The sequence below is a fragment of the Streptomyces sp. NPDC111628 genome (genome assembly GCF_055635195.1).
Genome location: NZ_JBVKBZ010000008.1, coordinates 103365 through 124285 on the forward strand (window position 1 = coordinate 103365; position 20921 = coordinate 124285).

19 protein-coding genes are annotated in these 20921 nt (G+C 71.6%); 1 reads left to right on the plus strand and 18 read right to left on the minus strand.

Annotated features, from left to right (window positions below; translation table 11 throughout):
- Positions 1–20: 20 nt before the first annotated feature.
- From ACZ7MF_RS36145 to pyrR, 14 genes are all read right to left on the minus strand, one after another.
- A complete protein-coding gene (locus tag ACZ7MF_RS36145; RefSeq protein WP_471482420.1) occupies positions 21–2171 on the minus strand; it encodes a primosomal protein N' in 2151 nt (716 codons plus the stop codon).
- 124 nt (positions 2172–2295) lie between these two features.
- A complete protein-coding gene (gene metK / locus ACZ7MF_RS36150) occupies positions 2296–3504 on the minus strand; it encodes a methionine adenosyltransferase (protein WP_471482421.1) in 1209 nt (402 codons plus the stop codon).
- Between the two features lie 250 nt (positions 3505–3754).
- Positions 3755–4957, minus strand: coding sequence for a bifunctional phosphopantothenoylcysteine decarboxylase/phosphopantothenate--cysteine ligase CoaBC (gene coaBC, locus ACZ7MF_RS36155; protein ID WP_471482422.1), 1203 nt, complete (start codon positions 4955–4957; stop codon positions 3755–3757).
- Positions 4958–5122: 165 nt separating this feature from the next.
- Positions 5123–5395, minus strand: a complete 273-nt coding sequence (gene rpoZ, locus ACZ7MF_RS36160) for a DNA-directed RNA polymerase subunit omega (protein ID WP_003977348.1) — start codon at positions 5393–5395, stop codon at positions 5123–5125.
- A 62-nt stretch (positions 5396–5457) separates the two neighbouring features.
- Positions 5458–6051, minus strand: a complete 594-nt coding sequence (gmk, locus tag ACZ7MF_RS36165; RefSeq protein ID WP_471482423.1) for a guanylate kinase — start codon at positions 6049–6051, stop codon at positions 5458–5460.
- 37 nt (positions 6052–6088) lie between these two features.
- Positions 6089–6412, minus strand: coding sequence for an integration host factor (locus ACZ7MF_RS36170; RefSeq protein ID WP_003977346.1), 324 nt, complete (start codon positions 6410–6412; stop codon positions 6089–6091).
- A 223-nt stretch (positions 6413–6635) separates the two neighbouring features.
- Positions 6636–7481, minus strand: a complete 846-nt coding sequence (gene pyrF / locus ACZ7MF_RS36175) for an orotidine-5'-phosphate decarboxylase (RefSeq protein ID WP_471482424.1) — start codon at positions 7479–7481, stop codon at positions 6636–6638.
- On the minus strand, positions 7478–8584 hold the full coding sequence (locus ACZ7MF_RS36180; protein ID WP_471482425.1) for a quinone-dependent dihydroorotate dehydrogenase: 1107 nt from the start codon (positions 8582–8584) through the stop codon (positions 7478–7480). Before ACZ7MF_RS36180 ends, pyrF begins: the two co-directional genes overlap by 4 nt.
- A gap of 105 nt (positions 8585–8689) precedes the next feature.
- A complete protein-coding gene (carB, locus tag ACZ7MF_RS36185; RefSeq protein ID WP_471482426.1) occupies positions 8690–11998 on the minus strand; it encodes a carbamoyl-phosphate synthase large subunit in 3309 nt (1102 codons plus the stop codon).
- On the minus strand, positions 11991–13133 hold the full coding sequence (gene carA, locus ACZ7MF_RS36190; protein WP_471482427.1) for a glutamine-hydrolyzing carbamoyl-phosphate synthase small subunit: 1143 nt from the start codon (positions 13131–13133) through the stop codon (positions 11991–11993). The genes carB and carA overlap by 8 nt, the downstream gene beginning before the upstream one ends.
- On the minus strand, positions 13130–13705 hold the full coding sequence (locus ACZ7MF_RS36195) for a PH-like domain-containing protein (protein ID WP_471482428.1): 576 nt from the start codon (positions 13703–13705) through the stop codon (positions 13130–13132). Before ACZ7MF_RS36195 ends, carA begins: the two co-directional genes overlap by 4 nt.
- Positions 13702–14988, minus strand: a complete 1287-nt coding sequence (locus ACZ7MF_RS36200; RefSeq protein WP_356868845.1) for a dihydroorotase — start codon at positions 14986–14988, stop codon at positions 13702–13704. The genes ACZ7MF_RS36195 and ACZ7MF_RS36200 overlap by 4 nt, the downstream gene beginning before the upstream one ends.
- A gap of 4 nt (positions 14989–14992) precedes the next feature.
- The gene (locus ACZ7MF_RS36205) at positions 14993–15973 is read right to left on the minus strand and encodes an aspartate carbamoyltransferase catalytic subunit (RefSeq protein WP_003977339.1); all 981 of its coding nucleotides are present in this window, start codon (positions 15971–15973) and stop codon (positions 14993–14995) included.
- Positions 15974–16087: 114 nt separating this feature from the next.
- Positions 16088–16669: a bifunctional pyr operon transcriptional regulator/uracil phosphoribosyltransferase PyrR gene (gene pyrR / locus ACZ7MF_RS36210; protein WP_003977338.1), complete on the minus strand. Its 582-nt coding sequence runs from the start codon at positions 16667–16669 to the stop codon at positions 16088–16090.
- Positions 16670–16966: 297 nt separating this feature from the next.
- On the opposite strand from pyrR, the gene bldD reads away from it, so the two are divergent.
- Positions 16967–17470, plus strand: coding sequence for a transcriptional regulator BldD (gene bldD / locus ACZ7MF_RS36215; protein WP_007447547.1), 504 nt, complete (start codon positions 16967–16969; stop codon positions 17468–17470).
- Positions 17471–17577: 107 nt separating this feature from the next.
- Here bldD and nusB read toward each other — a convergent pair whose 3' ends face one another.
- From nusB to ACZ7MF_RS36235, 4 genes are all read right to left on the minus strand, one after another.
- Entirely contained in the window at positions 17578–18006 is a 429-nt protein-coding gene (nusB, locus tag ACZ7MF_RS36220; protein WP_471482429.1) for a transcription antitermination factor NusB, read from the minus strand.
- Positions 18007–18008: 2 nt separating this feature from the next.
- Entirely contained in the window at positions 18009–18575 is a 567-nt protein-coding gene (gene efp, locus ACZ7MF_RS36225) for an elongation factor P (protein WP_471482430.1), read from the minus strand.
- A gap of 63 nt (positions 18576–18638) precedes the next feature.
- Entirely contained in the window at positions 18639–19745 is a 1107-nt protein-coding gene (locus ACZ7MF_RS36230; RefSeq protein ID WP_471482431.1) for an aminopeptidase P family protein, read from the minus strand.
- 163 nt (positions 19746–19908) lie between these two features.
- Positions 19909–20802 carry a Pro-rich N-terminal domain-containing protein gene (locus ACZ7MF_RS36235; protein ID WP_471482432.1) on the minus strand — a complete coding sequence of 298 codons (894 nt, stop codon included), beginning with the start codon at positions 20800–20802 and terminating at the stop codon, positions 19909–19911.
- Positions 20803–20921: the final 119 nt, after the last annotated feature.

Consider the following 20921-nt stretch of genomic DNA (forward strand, 5'->3'; position numbering starts at 1 on the left):
GCCGCATCCGATTGCGTGCCTCACCCGATGTCGGGCGGATCGATCCGCACCCACACCGCCGTTTCGCTCCCCCGGGCCGTCCGTGCCGCCTGAGCGGCCTTCAGCGCACCGGCCAGCGCCGCCCCGCGCCCCGGCGGGACCCGGACCAGCGCACGTTCCCAGTGCTCTCCGGGCGGCGGCCCTCCCACCCGCCGCGGCCGCCCGGCCGGCGTGACCGGCAGGGGCACCGGGCCGAGCACCTCCGCCTCGCTGGGCAGTTCGACCGCGTCGAGGAAGCCCGTCACGGCCTCCGGCGGCCCCGCCACGGCCGCCATCCGCGACACCGGCGGGAAGCCCAGCTCGGCCCGTTCCGCCAGCTCTCGCAGCGCGTGTCCGACCGGGTCCCAGCGCACCAGCGCCTGCACCGGCCGCAGCGTCGGCTCGGCGACCGCGACCACGGTGCCCCCGGCGCTCTGCGGGCGCACCAGGGCGGCGGCGGCCAGCCAGCGCCGCAGCGCGTCCTCTCCGGCACGCAGATCGGGGCGGCCGAGCATCGCCCAGCCGTCGAGCAGCAGCGCCGCCGCGTAACCGCCCTCCGCCACCGGCTCGGCCCCCGGGGTGCTCACCACCAGCGCCGGGGTCTCGGACACGGTGTCCAGCACGTGCTCCCGCCCGGAGGTGCGCACGGGCACGGCCGGGAAGGCCCGCCCCAGCTCCTCCGCGGTGCGCCGGGCGCCCACGATCTGCGCCCGCAGCCGGAACGCCCCGCACTCCGGGCAGTGCCAGGCGTTCTCCTCGCGCCCGCACCAGCCGCACCGCAGGGCGGATCCGGACTCCTGCCCCTCCAAGGGTCCCGAACAGTGCCGGCACCGCGCAGGCGTCCGGCACGCCGCGCAGGCCATCCGGGGTACGTAGCCCCGCCGGGGCACCTGCACGAGTACCGGGCCGTGCCGCAGCCCGTCCCGGACGGCCTGCCAGGCCAGGGTGGGCAGCCGCGCGGCACGCGCGGCCTCGTCCCGGGCCAGGTCCTGGTCCCCCACGGTCCGCACCAGCGGCACGGCGGCCCGCACCTGCTCCCGCGCGGCGATCAGCGGCCGGGCCCAGCCGGTCTCCACGAGCTGGGCCGCCTCCACGGTGCAGCTCCAGCCGCCCAGCAGGAAGGCGCACCGGTCCTGGGCGGCGCGCAGCAGCAGTACCTCGCGGGCGTGCGGCTGCGGGGCGTGCGGCTCGCTGTGGCTGTCGTCGCCGTCGTCCCACAGGGCGACCAGACCGAGGTCCCGGACCGGCGCGAACATGGCGGCCCGGGTCCCGATCACGGCCCGTACGGCTCCTCGGCGCACCGCGAGCCACTGCGCGTACCGCTTCTCGGGACCGGCGTCGGCGGTGAGCACCGCGTGCCGTCCCTCGCCCAGGAGCGCGGTGAGCGCGGCGTCGGCGCGGGCGACCGCCCGCCCGTCCGGCAGGACCACGAGGGCGCCCCGGCCGGAGGCCAGCGTCGCCGCCACGGCCCGCGCCAGCTCGTCCGTCCACTGCGCCCCGGGCAGCGCGTTCCACACCGCCCGGGGCGCGCCGCCGGACGCGAGGGCGGCCACGAACGCGGCCCCCCGCTCGTACCGCGCCCACGACCCCGGCTCGGGGACCGGCGGTGCGGGCAGCGGCTGCGGCGAGGCCCGCTTCTCGGCGCGCGCGTTGCGCGGTGGTACGGCGAGCTGGAGGACGTCGGCGACGCTGCCCGCGTACCGGTCCGCGACCGCCCGGACGACGCCGAGCAGCTCTTCGTCGAGGATCCGCTCCGGCGAGACGACCTGGGCCAGCGCGGCCAGCGGCCCCGCGTAGTCGGACTCCGCCAGCCGCTCGACCAGGTAGCCGTCGATGAGCCCGCCGCCCTCGCGCCGCCCGTCCCGCACCCGGTGCCGTCCGGCGCCGAACCGCACCCGCACCCGCACCCCCGGCTGGGCCTCGGCATCCAGCTCCTCGGGTACGGCGTAGTCGAAGTACCGGTCGAGGTGCAGCACGCCCTTGTCGACGAGGACCCTGGCGACCGGCAGCTCCTTGGCGAGCGCGGCCCCGCGCCAGGTGCGCGGCTTGGCCCTCGGGGCCGCCGTCCTGCGCACCGTCTCCCGGATGAGCGCGAGCTGCTCGGGCGGCGTGTCCTGCGCGCCGCCCTGCTCCGGTCCGTTCTCGCTGCTCACGCCTGCATTCTCGCAAAGGCCACTGACAACACGGCCGGGGCCGGAACACGTGGCGAGGCCCGGCGTCCCCTCGGGGAGCACCGGGCCTCGTCACCTGCCGTGGGGCGCGGTGCGCCCCGGATCCTTACAGGCCCGCGGCCTCGCGCAGCGCGTCCACGCGGTCGGTGCGCTCCCACGTGAAGTCGGGCAGCTCACGGCCGAAGTGACCGTACGCCGCGGTCTGGGCGTAGATCGGGCGCAGCAGGTCGAGATCGCGGATGATGGCGGCCGGACGCAGGTCGAAGACCTCGTCGATCGCCTTCTCGATCTTCTCGGTGTCGACCTTGGCGGTACCGAAGGTCTCCACGAACAGCCCCACCGGCTCGGCCTTGCCGATGGCGTAGGCGACCTGGACCTCGCAGCGCGCGGCGAGCCCCGCGGCCACGACGTTCTTGGCGACCCAGCGCATCGCGTACGCCGCGGAGCGGTCCACCTTCGACGGGTCCTTGCCGGAGAAGGCGCCACCGCCGTGCCGGGCCATGCCGCCATAGGTGTCGATGATGATCTTGCGGCCGGTCAGACCGGCGTCACCCATCGGACCGCCGATCTCGAAGCGGCCGGTCGGGTTGACCAGGAGACGGTAGTTCTCCGTGTCGATCTTGATGCCGTCCTCCAGGAGCGCCTTCAGCTCCGGCTCGACGACGAACTCCTTGATGTCCGGAGCCAGCAGCGACTCCAGATCGATGTCACTCGCGTGCTGGGAGGAGACGACGACCGTGTCCAGACGGACCGCCTTGTCACCGTCGTACTCGATGGTGACCTGGGTCTTGCCGTCCGGACGCAGGTACGGGATCGTGCCGTTCTTGCGGACCTCCGACAGACGCTTGGACAGGCGGTGCGCCAGGAACACCGGCAGCGGCATCAGCGTCGGCGTCTCGTCCGACGCGTAGCCGAACATCAGCCCCTGGTCGCCGGCACCCTGCCGGTCCAGCTCGTCCTCATCGCCCTCGACGCGGTTCTCGTACGCCGTGTCGACACCCTGCGCGATGTCCGGGGACTGCGCGCCGATGGAGACCGAGACGCCGCAGGAGGCGCCGTCGAAGCCCTTCTTGGAGGAGTCGTAGCCGATCTCCAGGATCTTGCCGCGGACCAGGTTGGCGATGTCCGCGTAGGCCTTGGTGGTGACCTCGCCGGCCACATGCACCAGACCGGTGGTGATCAGGGTTTCGACGGCGACCCGGGAGGTCGGGTCCGCGCGCAGGAGCGCGTCGAGAATCGTGTCGCTGATCTGGTCAGCGATCTTGTCGGGGTGACCTTCGGTCACGGACTCCGAGGTGAACAGGCGACGGGACACAACGCTCCCTGGGGTTGCAGCGGCTGCTGGCTGATCATTGGTGGACGGCACGGGGAGCTGCACCCGGCGACGTCCGAGAACAGTTTATCGGTCGCGCTCTGCCGCGGGCCCACCTGTCTCAGCTCTCGGGAGGGCTGTGACCTGCGGCACGGGCATTCTGCCCAGAAGGAAGCGTCCTTGGCCAGGGGCGCCACGCTCGAATGCGTCGTCTTCTGCGCCGTCTCCGGGCTCCTTCGAGCAAACGGGTCATTCATTCCAACCGCCGGGCGACGAGGTCCCAGACCGTGTCGGCCAGGGCTTCCTTGGGGCCGTGGGCGACCGGTGTCTCGCTGCCGTCGGCGCCCAGGACCACCGCCTCGTTCTCCTCGGAGCCGAAGGTCTTGCGCTCCCCCACCTCGTTCACCACCAAGAGGTCGCAGCCCTTGCGTTTCAGCTTGGCCCGGCCGTTGGCCAGGACGTCGTCGGTCTCGGCGGCGAAGCCGACGACCACCTGTCCGGAGCGGACCCGGGTCGTGGAGATCTCCGCGAGGATGTCCGGATTACGCACCAGGGTGATCGGTGCGGGTTCCTGGTCGTCCTTCTTCTTGATCTTCCCGGCGGCGTACGTCGCGGGCCGGAAGTCCGCCACCGCCGCGGCCATGACGACGGCGTCGGCGTCGGCCGCGGCGCGCAGCATCGCCTCGCGCAGCTCCACCGCCGTGCCGACCGGCACCACGTCCACGCCGGCCGGGTCCGGCATCGAGGCGTTCGCCGCGACGAGCGTGACGCGGGCACCGCGGGCGGCCGCGGTGCGGGCGAGGGCGTAGCCCTGCTTGCCGGAGGAGCGGTTGCCGAGGAAGCGGACCGGGTCGAGGGGCTCCCGGGTGCCGCCCGCGCTGACCACGATGTGCCGTCCGGCGAGGTCGGGCTCGCGCACACCGCGGGCGAGCACCCGGCGGCAGACCTCGAAGATCTCGCCCGGGTCGGGCAGCCGGCCCTTGCCGGTGTCGACGCCGGTGAGGCGGCCGACGGCGGGCTCGATCACTACGGCGCCGCGGCGGCGCAGCGTCGCCACGTTCTCCTGGGTGGCCGGGTGCTCCCACATCTCGGTGTGCATCGCGGGCGCGAAGACGACCGGGCAGCGGGCGGTGAGCAGGGTGTTGGTGAGCAGGTCGTCGGCCAGTCCGTGGGCGGCCTTGGCGAGCATGTCGGCGGTGGCCGGGGCGACGACTACCAGGTCGGCGTGCTGGCCGATGCGCACGTGCGGGACCTCGTGGACGTCGTCCCAGACCTCGGTCGACACGGGGTTGCCGGACAGGGCGGACCAGGTGGCGGCGCCGACGAAGTGCAGCGCGGAGGCGGTGGGGACGACCCGGACCTCGTGTCCGGACTCGGTGAGTCTGCGCAGCAGCTCACAGGCCTTGTACGCGGCGATGCCGCCGCTGACCCCCAGAACGACCTTGGGCTTGTCCACCGTCTCTCCCCGGCTCGGATAACGCGCTCGGACCACGCGCCGCTCGGACTACGCGCTCGGGCTGCGTGTACGACCCATCACACACCACAGGCCCGACAGTCGGGCTGCCGGGCCTGTGGATAAGTCAGCGTAAGGCTGAAGATACTACCGCCGATGTCGCCGGTGTTACTGCGCCGGACCCTCGATGGCCTCGGAGGTCAGCAGCCCCGCGTTGATCTCGCGCAGGGCGATCGAGAGCGGCTTCTCGTGGACGTGGGTGTCGACGAGCGGACCGACGTACTCGAGGAGGCCCTCGCCGAGCTGCGAGTAGTACGCGTTGATCTGGCGGGCCCGCTTGGCCGCGTAGATCACGAGGCTGTACTTCGAGTCCGTGGCCTCGAGGAGCTCGTCGATCGGCGGGTTGATGATGCCCTCGGGCGCGGAGATGGAAGAGGACACGCTCTACCTTCCGATGGATGGGAAAGATTCGGTCGGGATGACCACGGGGTGACCAGTGGCGATCACACGACGTTCGTCAAGGCTAGCAGCTCGCGCGCCACGTCCTCGACGGAGGTGTTCACCAGGGTCTGGTCGAACTCCGGCTCGGCCGCCAGCTCGACCTTGGCCGCGGCGAGACGGCGCTCGATCACCTCGGGCGGTTCGGTGCCCCGGCCGGTGAGTCTGCGCACCAGCTCGTCCCAGGAGGGCGGGGCCAGAAAGACCAGCCGGGCCTCGGGCATGGAGTCGCGGACCTGCCGCGCTCCCTGGAGGTCGATCTCCAGGAGGACCGGCTCACCGGCCTCCAGGCGCTCCAGCACGGCCGTGCGCGGCGTGCCGTAGCGGTTGCCGGCGAACTCGGCCCACTCCAGCAGCTCGCCGTTGGCGATCAGCTTGTCCATCTCCTCGTCGCTGACGAAGAAGTAGTGGACACCGTGCTGCTCGCCGGGGCGGGGCCTGCGGGTCGTCGCCGAGACCGACAGCCATACCTCGGGGTGTTCCTTGCGCATATGGGCGACGACCGTGCTCTTGCCGACCCCCGAGGGGCCGGAGAGCACGGTCAGCCGCGGACGTGCGTCCGGGGGTACGGGGGACGTCCCCCGGGGTGTTGCAGCCATGCAGCGATTATTCCAGCAATCCCGGAGTGGTCCGGACTCAGCTGCCGGTGCTGCCGAACTCGCGCTCCAGGGACGCGATCTGGTTGGACCCGAGACCGCGCACGCGGCGGCTCTCGGAGATGCCCAGTCGCTCCATGATCTGCTTGGCGCGGACTTTGCCCACGCCCGGCAGGGACTCGAGGAGGGCGGAGACCTTCATCTTGCCGATGACGTCGTTCTCCTGACCCTGCTTGATGACCTCGTGGAGGGAGGCGCCGGAGTGCTTGAGTCGATTCTTGACCTCGGCCCGCTCCCGGCGAGCCGCGGCGGCCTTTTCGAGCGCGGCTGCGCGCTGTTCAGGGGTAAGGGGCGGAAGAGCCACGCCTACGTCACCTCGGATGTCGAACTGTCGGATACGGACCGGTGAGGAACCTAGTCGCCCCTCACCTGGTGAGCCACGAGCAACACGCTCGCCCGTTGACTCTCGACGGAGACTAGCGGTCAAGTCCGCCAGAGTCAGCGAGAACAGCGGAAAAGTCCTGGTCAGCCTGCGCCAGGCCGGACATTTAGGACATACTCCCTCTGATTTGAGGATGTATCCAGGGTCAGGACGCCGTGACCGCGGTCCGGATCTCCACCGCGAAGCGGTCGGCGGCCGTCCGCAACGCGGCCACGTCGGGTCCGTGACGAAGGACACCCCGGCTGACGTTCGGCACCACGTTGCGCACCGCCGCGCCGAACACGCGCGGCAGGTCCGCGGGCGTGGCCCCCTGGGCTCCGATGCCCGGCGCCAGCAGCGGACCGTTGATGCCCAGGTCGTACGAGGACAGGTCGCCGAGCGTGGCACCGACCACCGCGCCGAAGGAGCCCAGCGGCTCCTCCCCCGCGTTCTCGGCGGCCAGGTGCGCCAGCATCGTCGCCCCGACGCTGCGCCCGTCGCCCCGGACCGCGTGCTGGACCTCGCCGCCCTCCGGGTTGGAGGTCAGCGCCAGCACGAACAGGCCCGCGCCGCTCTCGCGCGCAAGGTCTACGGCCGGCTTCAGCGAGCCGTAGCCGAGGTACGGGGACACGGTCAGCGCGTCCGAGAACAGCGGGGCGTCCTTGCGCAGGAAGGACTCGGCGTACGCGGTCATGGTCGAGCCGATGTCGCCGCGCTTGGCGTCCATGACGACCAGCGCACCGGCCGCCCGCGCCTCCTGGACCGACGTCTCCAGGACCGCGACGCCGCGCGAGCCGAAGCGCTCGAAGAAGGCGCTCTGCGGCTTGAGGACGGCGACCCGGTCGGCCACCGCCTCCACGACGGTGCGGCTGAAGCGCTCAAGCCCGGCCACGTCGTCGTTCAGGCCCCACTCGGCGAGCAGGGAGGCGTGCGGGTCGATGCCGACGCACAGGGGACCGCGCTCGTCCATCGCGCGGCGCAGCCGGGCACCGAAGGGTTCCATCACCGTCATGCGTGCTTCCTTACGTCGGCGCCGACCGCGTCGGCGAGGGTGGCGTACGGGCTCTGCCGCAGGCGCGCGGCGAGCCCCTTGTGGATCGCACGGCCCCAGAAGGGGCCCTGGTAGATGAACGCGCTGTAGCCCTGGACCAGCGTGGCGCCGGCCAGGATGCGCTCCCAGGCGTCCTCGGCCGTCTCCACGCCGCCGACGCCGACCAGGGTGATCCGGTCGCCCACGCGCGCGTAGAGGCGCCGCAGCACCTCCAGGGAGCGCGCCTTGAGGGGGGCGCCGGACAGACCGCCGGTCTCCGCGACCAGGGCGGGCGAGGAGGTCAGGCCGAGTCCCTCGCGCGCGATGGTGGTGTTGGTGGCGATGATGCCGTCCAGGCCCAGCTCCACGGCCAGGTCGGCGACCGCGTCCACGTCCTCGTCGGCGAGGTCCGGCGCGATCTTGACCAGCAGCGGCACACGCCGGACGGTCACCGCGCGGTCGGCGGCCTCGCGGACCGCGCTCAGCAGCGGGCGCAGCGCCTCGGTGGCCTGGAGGTTGCGCAGGCCGGGCGTGTTGGGCGAGGAGACGTTGACGACGAGGTAGTCGGCGTGCGGGGCCAGCCGTTCGGCGGACTTCACGTAGTCGCCGACGGCCTCCTCCTCGGGGACGACCTTGGTCTTGCCGATGTTGACGCCGACGACGGTCCGGAGGACGGGCGTACGGGAGGCCAGCCGGGCCGCGACGGCCAGCGAACCGTCGTTGTTGAAGCCCATGCGGTTGATCAGCGCCCGGTCGCCCACCAGCCGGAACAGCCGCTTCTTGGGGTTGCCGGGCTGCGGCTCCCCCGTGACCGTGCCGATCTCGACGTGGTCGAAGCCCAGCATCGCCATGCCGTCGATCGCGACCGCGTTCTTGTCGAAGCCCGCGGCGAGCCCGAAGGGGCCGTGCATGCGCAGGCCCAGGGCCTCGGTGCGCAGTTCCTCGTACCGGGGCGCGAGCGCGGCGGCGACGAAGGTGCGCAGGACGGGGACGCGGACGGCCAGGCGGATCCAGCGGAAGGCGAGGTGGTGCGCCCGCTCCGGGTCCATGCGGGAGAAGACGAGCTTGAAGAAGATCTTGTACATGTGTCCTCGTGAAGCCTCTGTGATGCTCTGGGCTCTGTGCTGCTCTGTGCTGCTCTGGGGGCTCATGAAGAGGGGGACACCGTTTCCGGTGTCCCCCTCGGGGTGCTAGTCGCGGGCCGCGATCAGGAACCCGGCGTGTTCCTGGAGTGAGCGCACTCCCACGTCGCCGTGGTTGAGGGCGTCGATGCCCTGCACCGCCGCCGCCAGTGCCTGGACCGTCGTCAGGCAGGGCACGGAGCGGGCCACGGCCGCCGTGCGGATGTCGTAGCCGTCGAGGCGGCCGCCGGTGCCGTACGGGGTGTTGACGATGAGGTCGACCTCGCCGTCGTGGATCAGCTGGACGATGGTCTTCTCACCGTTCGGGCCGGTGCCCTCCGACTGCTTGCGCACGACCGTGGCGTTGATGCCGTTGCGCTTGAGGACCTCGGCGGTGCCGGAGGTGGCCATCAGCTCGAAGCCGTGGGCGACCAGCTCGCGGGCCGGGAAGATCATCGAGCGCTTGTCTCGGTTGGCGACCGAGATGAAGGCGCGGCCCTTGGTCGGCAGCGGCCCGTACGCGCCCGCCTGCGACTTGGCGTACGCCGTGCCGAAGACGGAGTCGATGCCCATGACCTCGCCGGTGGAGCGCATCTCCGGGCCGAGCACCGTGTCGACGCCGCGGCCGTGGATGTCCCGGAAGCGGGACCACGGCATCACGGCCTCCTTGACGGAGATCGGCGCGTCCAGCGGCAGGGTGCCGCCGTCGCCGTTCGCCGGGAGCAGGCCCTCGGCGCGCAGCTCGGCGATGGTGGCGCCCAGCGAGATGCGGGCGGCTGCCTTGGCCAGCGGCACCGCGGTCGCCTTCGAGGTGAAGGGCACGGTGCGCGAGGCGCGCGGGTTGGCCTCCAGGACGTAGAGGATGTCCCCGGCCAGCGCGAACTGGATGTTGATCAGGCCGCGCACGCCGACGCCCTTGGCGATGCCCTCGGTGGAGGCGCGCAGCCGCTTGATGTCGAAGCCGCCGAGCGTGATCGGGGGCAGGGCGCACGCCGAGTCGCCGGAGTGGATGCCGGCCTCCTCGATGTGCTCCATGACGCCGCCGAGGTACAGCTCCTCGCCGTCGTACAGGGCGTCGACGTCGATCTCGATCGCGTCGTCCAGGAAGCGGTCGACCAGGACCGGCCGGGACGGGCTGATCTCGGTCGACTCGGCGATGTACGCCTCCAGGCGGGTCTCGTCGTAGACGATCTCCATGCCGCGTCCGCCGAGGACGTAGGAGGGCCGTACGAGGACCGGGTAGCCGATCTCGTCGGCGATGGCCTTGGCCCCGGCGAAGGTGGTGGCGGTGCCGTGCTTGGGGGCCGGGAGCCCGGCCTGCGCGAGGACCTGGCCGAAGGCGCCGCGGTCCTCGGCGGCGTGGATGGCCTCGGGCGAGGTGCCGACGACCGGCACGCCGTTGTCCTTGAGCGCCTGGGACAGGCCCAGCGGAGTCTGGCCGCCGAGCTGGACGATCACGCCCGCGACCGGCCCGGCCTGCTGCTCCGCGTGGACGATCTCCAGGACGTCCTCCAGGGTGAGCGGCTCGAAGTACAGCCGGTCGGAGGTGTCGTAGTCGGTGGAGACGGTCTCGGGGTTGCAGTTGACCATCACGGTCTCGTACCCGGCGTCCGACAGCGCGAAGGAGGCGTGGACGCAGGAGTAGTCGAACTCGATGCCCTGGCCGATGCGGTTCGGGCCGGAGCCCAGGATGATGACGGCCGGCTTCTCGCGCGGCGCGACCTCGGTCTCCTCGTCGTAGGAGGAGTAGAAGTACGGCGTCCTGGCGGCGAACTCGGCGGCGCAGGTGTCGACCGTCTTGTAGACCGGGCGGATGCCGAGCGCGTGCCGGACCTCGCGGACGACGTCCTCGCGCAGCCCGCGGATCTCGCCGACCTGCTGGTCGGAGAAGCCGTGCCGCTTGGCCTCGGCGAGCAGGTCACTCGTCAGCTCGGGCGCGGCGGCCAGCTCGTCGGCGATCTCCTTGATCAGGAAGAGCTGGTCGACGAACCAGGGGTCGATCTTCGTGTGCTCGAAGACCTCCTCGGGCGTGGCGCCCGCGCGGATGGCCTGCATGACGGCGTTGATGCGGCCGTCGGTGGGCCGGACGGCCTCGCGCAGCAGCTCCAGCTTGTCGCCGGGCTCGCCGACGAAGGTGAACTGGCTGCCCTTCTTCTCCAGCGAGCGCAGCGCCTTCTGGAAGGCCTCGGTGAAGTTGCGGCCGATGGCCATGGCCTCGCCGACCGACTTCATGGTGGTGGTGAGGGTGGAGTCGGCGCTCGGGAACTTCTCGAAGGCGAACCGCGGTGCCTTGACGACCACGTAGTCGAGCGTGGGCTCGAAGGAGGCCGGGGTCTCCTGCGTGATGTCGTTAGGGATCTCGTCCAGCGTGTAGCCGACGGCGAGCTTCGCGGCGATCTTGGCGATGGGGAAGCCGGTCGCCTTGGAGGCGAGGGCCGAGGAGCGGGACACCCGCGGGTTCATCTCGATGACGATCACGCGGCCGTCCTCGGGGTCCACCGCGAACTGGATGTTGCAGCCGCCCGTGTCGACGCCGACCTCGCGGATGATCGCGATGCCGACGTCGCGCAGGGTCTGGTACTCGCGGTCGGTCAGCGTCATCGCGGGCGCCACGGTGATCGAGTCGCCGGTGTGCACGCCCATGGGGTCGAAGTTCTCGATGGAGCAGACGACCACGACGTTGTCGTTCTTGTCGCGCATCAGCTCCAGCTCGTACTCCTTCCAGCCGAGGATGGACTCCTCCAGGAGCACCTCGGTGGTCGGCGAGAGGGTGAGGCCCTGCCCGGCGATGCGGCGCAGCTCCTCCTCGTCGTGGGCGAAGCCGGAGCCGGCGCCGCCCATGGTGAAGGAGGGGCGGACGACCACGGGGTAGCCGCCGAGCGCGTCGACGCCCTTGAGGACGTCGTCCATGGAGTGGCAGATGTAGGACCGGGCGGACTCGCCGTGGCCGATCTTCTTGCGGACCTCCTCGACGACCTCCTTGAACAGGTCGCGGTCCTCGCCCTTGTTGATGGCCTCCACATTGGCGCCGATCAGTTCGACGCCGTACTTCTCCAGGACGCCGTTGCCGTGCAGCGAGATCGCGGTGTTCAGGGCCGTCTGGCCGCCGAGGGTGGGCAGGAGCGCGTCGGGGCGCTCCTTGGCGATGATCTTCTCGACGAACTCGGGGGTGATCGGCTCGACGTAGGTGGCGTCGGCGATCTCCGGGTCTGTCATGATCGTCGCCGGGTTGGAGTTGACCAGGACGACGCGCAGGCCCTCGGCCTTGAGCACGCGGCACGCCTGGGTGCCGGAGTAGTCGAACTCGGCGGCCTGGCCGATGACGATCGGGCCGGAGCCGATGACCAGGACGGACTGGATATCGGTGCGCTTAGGCACGCTGGCCCTCCATGAGGTTCACGAAGCGGTCGAACAGGTAGGCGGCGTCGTGCGGGCCGGCTGCCGCTTCGGGGTGGTACTGGACGCTGAAGGCCGGCCGGTCGAGGAGCTGGAGCCCCTCCACCACGTTGTCGTTGAGGCAGACGTGGGAGACCTCGGCGCGGCCGTAGGGGGTCTCGGAGACCTGGTCGAGCGGGGCGTCGACGGCGAAGCCGTGGTTGTGCGCGGTGACCTCGACCTTGCCGGTCGTACGGTCCTGCACGGGCTGGTTGATGCCGCGGTGGCCGTACTTCAGCTTGAAGGTGCCGAAGCCGAGCGCGCGGCCCAGGATCTGGTTGCCGAAGCAGATGCCGAAGAGCGGGGTGCCGCGCTCCAGGACGCCCTGCATCACGGAGACCGGGTGGTCGGCGGTGGACGGGTCGCCGGGGCCGTTGGAGAAGAACACGCCGTCGGGCTGGACGGCGTAGACGTCGTCGACGGTGGCCGTGGCGGGCAGGACGTGCACCTCGATGCCGCGCTCGGCCATGCGGTGCGGGGTCATGCCCTTGATGCCGAGGTCGACGGCCGCGACGGTGAACTTCTTCTCACCGATCGCCGGGACGACGTACGCCTCGGTGGTGGCGACCTCGGCGGAGAGGTCGGCGCCGCTCATCTCGGGGGCCTGGCGGACCTCGGCGAGCATGGTGCCCTCGTCGGGCAGGGCCTGGCCGGAGAAGATGCCGACCCGCATGGCGCCGCGCTCGCGCAGGTGGCGGGTGAGGGCCCGGGTGTCGATGCCGGAGATGCCGACGACGCCCTGGGCGGCCAGTTCCTGGTCGAGGGAGCGCGTGGAGCGCCAGTTGGAGGGCACGCGCGCGGGGTCGCGCACGACGTAGCCGGAGACCCAGATCTTCTTGGACTCCATGTCCTCGTCGTTGATCCCGGTGTTCCCGACGTGCGGGGCGGTCATCACGACGACCTGGCGGTGGTACGACGGGTCGGTGAGGGTCTCCTGGTAGCCGGTCATGCCGGTGGAGAACACGGCTTCGCCGAAGGTGGCCCCCACGGCCCCGTAGGCACGGCCTCGGAAGATCCGGCCGTCCTCCAGGACGAGTACGGCGGGAGTCCGGTGGGCTCCCCTGCTGGAGGTCGTCATCGTGCGCCTTCCGTTTCCGTCTTGTTGATCATGTCGTTCAGTTTTTCGACCCACTCGTTGTGCTCGGCCGCGTGGTCGGAGCGGAAGCCGGAGTCGATCAGCTTGTCGCCGTGCGCCCAGGTGACGACCAGCAGGCCGCCCTCGGTGAGGACCTTGCCGGCGATGCCCTTGTCGAGCCGGGCCTCGCGCAGCGCGGCGACGGGGACGAAGAAGTCCGCCGCGCCGGGGCGTACGACGTCCAGCCCCGCGTCGGTCAGGGTCAGCTCGACCCGGCTGCGGGTGCCCAGGCCGTGCGCGACGATGCGGTCCAGCCACTGACCGGCGGTGGTGGAACCGTGGTAGCGGCCGCTGAGCACCAGTTTCGCCGCGCCCGGGTCGTCCGGCGCGCCGGGCAGCTCGGGCAGGTCGCCCTGGAGCGTGCCGCGCCATTTCCAGCCCTCGCGCATCAGCCAGTAGACGAGCGCCACGAAGAGGCCGAGGCCGACGACCCAGCCGACCCGGGCGGCCCAGTCGGTCACTTCCGCCGATTCCTTCTCGGCGGCCAGCAGGATTACCGGTGCTACAGATGTCACGTGAGCTTCCCGTCGACGAGCGTGGCCTTGCCCCGCAGCCACGTGTGCGTCACACGGCCCGGCAGCTCGCGCCCCTCGTAGGGGGTGTTGCGACTGCGCGAGGCGAAGCCCGCGGGGTCCACCTGGCCACGGTATGCCGCATCGACGAGGGTGAGGTTGGCGGGCTCACCGGCCGAGACGGGACGGCCGTGTCCGGTGGCCTGTCCGATCTTGGCGGGCTTGAAGGACATCCGGTCGGCGACGCCGGCCCAGTCCAGCAGGCCCGTGTCCACCATGGTCTCCTGCACCACCGACAGCGCGGTCTCCAGGCCCACCATCCCCATGGCGGCGGCGGCCCACTCGCAGTCCTTGTCCTCGTGCGGGTGCGGGGCGTGGTCGGTGGCGACGATGTCGATCGTGCCGTCGGCGAGCGCCTCGCGCAGCGCCATGACGTCGCGCTCCGTGCGCAGCGGCGGGTTGACCTTGTAGACCGGGTTGTACGACCGGACCAGCTCGTCGGTGAGGAGCAGGTGGTGCGGGGTGACCTCGGCGGTGACGTCGATGCCGCGGGACTTGGCCCAGCGGACGATCTCGACGGACCCGGCGGTCGACAGGTGGCAGATGTGCACGCGGGAGCCGACGTGCTCGGCGAGCAGCACGTCCCGTGCGATGACCGACTCCTCGGCGACGGCGGGCCAGCCGCCGAGGCCCAGCTCGGCGGAGACGACGCCCTCGTTCATCTGGGCGCCCTCGGTGAGCCGGGGCTCCTGGGCGTGCTGGGCGACGACGCCGTTGAAGGCCTTCACGTACTCCAGGGCGCGGCGCATGATCACGGCGTCGTGGACGCACTTGCCGTCGTCGGAGAAGACCGTGACACCGGCCGCGGACTCGTGCATGGCGCCCAGCTCGGCGAGCTTGGCGCCCTCAAGGCCGACGGTGACGGCGCCGATGGGCTGCACGTCGCAGTAGCCGGACTCCTGGCCGAGCCGCCAGACCTGCTCGACGACACCGGCGGTGTCGGCGACCGGGAAGGTGTTGGCCATGGCGAAGACGTTGGTGTAGCCGCCGCTCGCGGCCGCGCGGGTGCCGGTGAGGACGGTCTCGGAGTCCTCGCGGCCGGGCTCGCGCAGGTGGGTGTGCAGGTCGACCAGGCCCGGGAGCAGCACCTTGCCGTCCGCCTCGACGACCTCCGCGCCCTCGGCGGACAGGTTCGGGCCGACCGCCTCGATGACGGCGCCGTCGATCAGGACGTCCTGCGGCTCGCCGCCGAGCACCTTCGCACCGCGGATCAGGGTCTTGCTCATCTTCTTACTTCTCCTCGGTGGGGCGGGCGTGGGACACGGCGGGCTCGTTGCCGCCGAGCAGCAGGTACAGGACGGCCATCCGGATGGAGACGCCGTTGGTGACCTGCTCGACGACGGTGCAGCGGTCGGAGTCGGCGACCTCGGCGGTGATCTCCATGCCGCGGACCATGGGGCCGGGGTGCATCACGATGGCGTGGTCGGGCATCTTCGCCATCCGGTCGCCGTCGAGGCCGTAGCGGCGGGAGTACTCGCGCTCGGTGGGGAAGAACGCGGCGTTCATCCGCTCGCGCTGCACGCGCAGCAGCATCACCGCGTCGGACTTGGGCAGCGTGGAGTCGAGGTCGTAGGAGACCTCGCAGGGCCAGGTCTCGACGCCGACCGGCAGCAGGGTGGGCGGGGCGACGAGGGTGACCTCGGCACCGAGGGTGTGCAGCAGGTCGACGTTGGAGCGGGCGACGCGGCTGTGCAGGATGTCGCCGACGAGCGTGATCCGGCGGCCGTCCAGGTCCTTGCCGAGCCCGGCGTCCCGGCCGACCAGGCGGCGGCGCATGGTGAAGGCGTCGAGCAGGGCCTGGGTGGGGTGCTGGTGGGTGCCGTCCCCGGCGTTGACCACGGCGGCGTCGATCCAGCCGGAGGTGGCCAGGCGGTAGGGGGCGCCGGAGGCACTGTGCCGGATGACGACGGCGTCGACGCCCATCGCCTCCAGGGTCTGGGCGGTGTCCTTGAGGGACTCGCCCTTGGAGACGCTGGAGCCCTTGGCGGTGAAGTTGATGACGTCCGCGGACAGCCGCTTCTCGGCGGCCTCGAAGGAGATCCGGGTCCGGGTGGAGTCCTCGAAGAAGAGATTGACGACGGTACGGCCGCGCAGGGTCGGCAGTTTCTTGATCGGCCGGTCCGCGACCCGGGCCATCTCCTCGGCGGTGTCGAGGATCAGGACGGCGTCGTCGCGGGTGAGGTCGGCGGCCGAGATGAGATGACGCTGCATCTGTCAGGCTCCGTAAGGCGATTCATGCGGAAGAGCGGGATAATTCGGGCGGCCGGGCGCGCGCGGGGGCGCGCCGAGCACGCGTACGGCACGAAGGGGTGCGTACGCGGGGTGCTACGGGTGGGCGCCCGGGGCGGCCGGCTTGGCACCGAGCAGCACGGTGTCGCGACCGTCCTCCTCGGCGAGCTGGACCTTGACCGTCTCCCGCAGCGACGTCGGGAGGTTCTTGCCGACGTAGTCGGCGCGGATGGGCAGTTCGCGGTGGCCGCGGTCGACGAGTACGGCGAGCTGCACCGCGCGCGGGCGGCCGATGTCGTTCAGCGCGTCGAGGGCGGCGCGGATGGTGCGGCCGGAGAACAGCACGTCGTCGACGAGGACGACGAGGCGGCCGTCGATGCCGTCACCGGGGATCTCGGTGCGGGCCAGGGCGCGCGGCGGGTGCATGCGCAGGTCGTCGCGGTACATGGTGATGTCGAGCGAGCCGACCGGCATCTTGCGTTCGGTGATCTGCTCCAGCTTGTCGGCGAGCCGCCGGGCGAGGAAGACGCCCCGGGTCGGGATGCCGAGGAGCACCACGTCGTCGGCACCCTTGGCGCGTTCGACGATCTCGTGGGCGATGCGGGTCAGCACCCGCGCGATGTCGGGCCCTTCGAGAACGGGCCGGGCTTCCTGCTGCTGGTCCTGCTGCTTGTCCATACGAAACGGACCCCCTTCTCCGCCTCACGGGACGGATCTTAAAGGACGTCGGATATGCGCCACCTACGGTAGCAGGCTCACAGATCCTCTTCGATGACCCCCCTGACACTCCCCCGTCACTCGTCTGCCCCACATCGATCACCCGCACGGAGTAATGGATGGCGAATACCACGGAAGAGTCGGTGCGGACCATTCGGCTTGACGCAGCAGAGTAACGCTGCGTAACCTCACAGTGAGTTACCAGCCGCGCGGCCGACAACACAGCCTGCCGCGTCGACACCTTGTCCGGGGAGCCATATGTCCAGCGAATACGCCAAACAGCTCGGGGCCAAGCTCCGGGCCATCCGCACCCAGCAGGGCCTTTCCCTCCACGGTGTCGAGGAGAAGTCCCAGGGCCGCTGGAAGGCCGTCGTGGTCGGTTCGTACGAGCGCGGCGACCGTGCCGTGACCGTGCAGCGCCTCGCCGAGCTGGCGGACTTCTACGGCGTCCCCGTGCAGGAGCTGCTGCCGGGCACCACCCCGGGCGGCGCCGCCGAGCCGCCGCCGAAGCTGGTCCTGGACCTGGAGCGGCTGGCCACCGTGCCGGCCGAGAAGGCAGGCCCGCTCCAGCGGTACGCGGCCACCATCCAGTCGCAGCGCGGTGACTACAACGGCAAGGTGCTCTCGATCCGCCAGGACGACCTGCGCACACTCGCCGTCATCTACGACCAGTCGCCCTCGGTCCTCACCGAGCAGCTGATCAGCTGGGGCGTCCTGGACGCGGACGCCCGCCGCGCGGTCGCGTCCCACGAGGAGCTCTGAGCCCCCACCGCCTCAGCAGAAACGTGCCGCCGGGGTGGCCGGAACCATTCGGTTCCGGCCACCCCGGCGGTTCTTGCGTGTGTGCGGCGCGGGCACGGCTCGTGGAGCTACTCCCGGCGCAGCGAGGGCTTCAGGTCCTTCAGCCGGCCCAGCAGCCCGTTGATGAACGCGGGCGACTCGTCGGTGGAGAACTCCTTCGCCAGCTGCACCATCTCGTCCAGGACGACGGCGTCCGGGGTCGCGTCGACCCAGATCAGCTCGTACGCACCCAGGCGCAGGATGTTGCGGTCGACGACCGGCATCCGGTCGAGCGTCCAGTCGACCGAGTACTGGGCGATCAGCTCGTCGATGCGCCGCGCGCGCTCGGCGTAGCCCTCGACCAGCTCCATCGTGTACTCGCTGACCGGCGGCTGCCGGGTGTCGGACCGGGAGTGCCGGACCCAGTCGGCGAGGACCGTCAGGACGTCGGCGCCGCGCTGATCGCCCTCGAAGAGGATCTGGAAGGCGCGCTTGCGGGCCGTGTTGCGAGCAGCCACGGTTAGCTGTTCACCCGGCCGAGGTAGCTGCTGTCGCGGGTGTCGACCTTGATCTTCTCACCGGTGGTGATGAAGAGCGGGACGTTGATCTGGTGACCGGTCTCCAGGGTGGCCGGCTTGGTGCCGCCGGTGGAGCGGTCGCCCTGGACGCCGGGCTCGGTCTCCTTGATGACCAGCTCGACGGCGGCCGGCAGCTCGACGAAGAGCACCTCGCCCTCGTGCTGCGCGACGGTGGCCTCGAAGCCCTCGATGAGGAAGTTGGCGGCGTCGCCGACGACCTTGCGGTCGATCATCAGCTGGTCGTACGTCTGCATGTCCATGAAGACGAAGTAGTCGCCGTCCATGTACGAGAACTGCATGTCACGCTTGTCGACAGTGGCCGTCTCGACCTTGACGCCGGCGTTGAAGGTCTTGTCGACCACCTTGCCGGAAAGCACGTTCTTCAGCTTGGTGCGCACGAAGGCCGGGCCCTTGCCGGGCTTGACGTGCTGGAACTCGACGACGGACCAGAGCTGGCCGCCTTCGAGCTTGAGCACCAGGCCGTTCTTGAGGTCGTTCGTGGAAGCCACGGTTGCGGAATCTCCTGGACTGGACTGACGTGGACGACCCGGGAGCGTACGCACAGCGCGAGGCTAGAGCGCGAGCAGCTCCTTGGTCGTGATGGTGAGTAGCTCGGGTCCGCCGTCCGCCTCGGGGCGCACGACGAGCGTGTCATCGATCCGGACCCCGCCCCGGCCCGGGAGGTGAACCCCCGGTTCGACGGTGACCGGCACACAAGCGTCCAGTTTACCCATGGCCGCGGGGGCCAACTGAGGGTCCTCGTCGATTTCGAGTCCGACACCGTGCCCGGTGAGTGCCGGAAGGTGCTCCGCGTACCCCGCGGAGTCCAGCGGCTGGCGGGCCGCGCGGTCCACGTCGCGGCAGGCGGCACCGGGTGCGAGGGCCTCCCGTCCGGCGCGCTGGGCCGAGAAGACGAGATCGTACAACTCGATCTGCCAGTCGGCCGGCGAGGTGCCGATGACGAACGTACGGCCGATCTCGCAACGGTAGCCGCGGTACGTCGCGCCCAGGCACACGGAGAGGAAGTCGCCCTCCTCGACCCGCCGGTCGGTGGGCCGGTGACCGCGGCGGCCCGAGTTGGGTCCGGTGCCGACGGAGGTGGGGAAGGCGGGGCCGTCGGCACCGTGGTCGACGAGGCGGCGTTCCAGCTCCAGGGCGAGGTGCCGCTCGGTGCGGCCGACCAGGATGGACTCCAGGAGCTCGCCGAGCGCCTGGTCGGCGATCTCGGCGCCGATGCGCAGGCAGGAGATCTCCTCCTCGTCCTTGACCACCCTCAGCTGCTCGACGGCCTGTCCGAGGTCGGTCAGGCGCAGCGCCGGCGCGACCGAGCGCATGGCGCGGTGCCGGACCACGGTGAGGTGGTGGTCCTCGGTGGCGAGGGACTCGGCGCCCTGGTCCGCGGCGAGGTCGGTGGCCGCGACGGCCGGGTCGCCGCCGGGACCGGGCAGCGCACGCACCGGCAGCGACTCGTCGGGGCGGCCCTGCGTCGGCCGGTCGTCCGGCGGACCCGAGCAGACCAGCAGGTCCTCGGTCCTGCCGAGGAGCAGCACGGCGCCGTGCGGGGCGGCGCCCGCGAGATAGCGCACGTTGGCGGGCCGGGAGACGAGCGCCGCCGCGCTGCCGCCCGCGTTGCAGCGTTCCCGTAGGCGCGTCCGGCGGGCCGCGTAGACCTCTGACATGAGCCGAGCGTATGGCTCCGCCGGTTCGTGTGCCGCTTGGGTGGGCCGAGTGGGCGGGGCCGGGGGATGCGGGGTGCGCCTGTCGGGGTGGGGCCTTGTGTCGTGTGGCGTCCGAACGCCGGTGGGGGTTGCTCGCGCAGTTCCCCGCGCCCCTGCGGGGCGCTTACCAGTTCGGGGGGCTGGCTATCGAGCGGGAGAGGACCTCGTCGAGGAGGTGGGCGGTTTCCGGGATGTCGAGTTGGGAGTTGTCGATGATGGGGAGGCCGGAGCCGTACCAGCCGGCCATGCGGCCGTGGATGCGGGCGACCTCCTCGTCGGTCAGGCGCCGGTTGCCGCTGCGTTCGCCGTTGCGCTCCAGGACGATGTCCAGGCCCGGCAGGAGGACGACCGGGAGCAGGCCGGGGCCGACGTGCCGCTTCCAGCCGCCGAGGCCGACGACCGGGCGGTCCGGGAAGACCGCGTCGTCGAGGATGCAGGAGATGCCGTTGGCGAGGAAGTTGCGCGCGGAGAAGCCGCAGGTGCGGCGGGCGAGGCGGTACTGCGCCTCCGAGTGCTCGTTCCACCCGGTCTGGGGGTCGGCGAAGCCGGAGCGGACCCATTCGCGCACGTCGTCGAGGCTGATGTGCGCGGTGGGGACCCGGCGGTGGTCGGCCCAGTACTTGGCCACGCTGGTCTTGCCCGCGCCCGCGGGGCCGATGAGCAGCACCGCGAGGGTGGTCGTGGTGGGGTCGGGCGCGGCGGCCGTGGCGGGGGGCACGCTGGGTACGGCCACCGGACCGCCGGGCGGCAGCGGCACGTGGCCGGTGGTGTCCGGCGCGGGCGGGCCGGGAGCCGGCTGGTGCGGGGCCGGGACGGGCGCGGGCTGGTGCGGGGCCGGGCCGGAAGCCGGGTGCGGTGCCGGGGCCTGCCGCGGTGCCATGGGGTATCCCGGCGCCGGAGGGGGCGCGGGGGCGGGATTCTGGGGCGGTCCGGGGTGGTGTGCGGCCGGGGACCAGCCGAGGGCCGGTCCGTGCCCCGGCTGATGGGGCGGCAGCGGAGAACCCACGGGGTGCTGCATCCGGTGCCACTCCGTCTCGTGCAGGCGATGGGCGCTGACGACGGGAAGGGGCCCGCCGTCGTGCTACCGAACGGTACAGCCCCCGGCCGTCGTTTGGTGAACGGCCGGGAGCGGCCCGA